Origin of the sequence: Pseudovibrio axinellae, assembly GCF_900110875.1 — a bacterium.
Taxonomy (GTDB): domain Bacteria; phylum Pseudomonadota; class Alphaproteobacteria; order Rhizobiales; family Stappiaceae; genus Pseudovibrio; species Pseudovibrio axinellae.
The window spans coordinates 1-1,102 of sequence record NZ_FOFM01000089.1; the positions used below are offsets into that span (position 1 = coordinate 1).

Annotated in this window: 1 protein-coding gene; it reads right to left on the reverse strand. The window is 53.9% G+C overall.

Features of this window, described 5'->3' with window-relative positions; all coding sequences use genetic code 11:
• Window positions 1-53 precede the first annotated feature (53 nt).
• Window positions 54-1,034: an IS5 family transposase gene (locus tag BMZ51_RS23710; RefSeq protein WP_068007016.1), complete on the reverse strand. Its 981-nt coding sequence runs from the start codon at window positions 1,032-1,034 to the stop codon at window positions 54-56.
• Window positions 1,035-1,102 lie beyond the last annotated feature (68 nt).

The following is a 1,102-nucleotide window of genomic DNA, read 5'->3' on the forward strand; positions in this document are numbered from 1 at the left end:
GGCCTTGTTGCAGAAATCGAATTCAGAATGCAGGTTGCTCTTACCCGTTCAATTCAGGTCGCGAGTACGCGCTCGAACGCCGGGCGTCCAAGTGCAGTCATTTTATTCAAGACGGAGACACCGATTTTCGCCTCCATCTTCTGATTGTTGAGCTTACGGGACTTTACAGAGTGTCCGATGACCTGCTTATAGCGCCCCATTAAGGTCTCTCCTCGCGACCGCCGCCCATATCCGTTCGCCTTCTGCCAGGCCATCCTTCCGTTCTTCTCAATGGCCAGAACATCCCGGTCGCGCTGTGTCGGGGCGGTCTCAGCCTCAAGGCTGGGAACAGCTGTTTTCGGTGGCGGGATAATGACCTCAACTCCGTCATAGCGCTTCTCCAGCTCGTTTCTGGAGGGCTCGCCATCATAGGCACCATCGCCCAGAAAAGTGGCAATCGGATCCACAACCTGATCCAGCAGATCAGGCAAGGCGGATGGATCGGCAACGTTCTCTTCAGTCAGTTCACAACAGATGATGTCGCCGCTATTCAGATCCAAACCAAGGTGGAGTTTCCGCCATTTCCTGCGCTTTACGCGCGTTCCATGTTTTGTTTCCTGCCATTCGCCCGCTCCAAAGACTTTCACTCCCGTGCTGTCGATCACAAGGGTCGATGGCTCCAGATTAGTTTGCTGTTTAGGCCTTGAAAGTTTCAAGCTACTGGCTCTGCGCGACAGGGTAGAAAAGTCTGGCGCTGGCAAGTTCAGCCCCATCAAGCCAAGCACCGATCTCACAAACCCTTGCGTTTGCCGCAATGCCAGAGCGAACACGGCCCTGATTTGCAAGCAGGTTTCAATAGCCAGATCTGAGAACGTAGCTGGTCGTCCACGCTGTTTGCGAGGCCTCGCAAACCACACCTGAGCAACGCTCTCTTCAATCCAAACGGTTATATCGCCGCGGCCACGCAGGCTTTCGTTATAGTCCGGCCAGTTGGTAACTCGAAACCTTGCCTTCGGGATCTTATGGCGGCGAGCAGCGTTGTGTTTGAAGGGCATGAAAAAATCTTGGCTGATGAAAACTCCCGAAGCAATACGCTCTAAAGCCGGAATATTGCAACACCGCC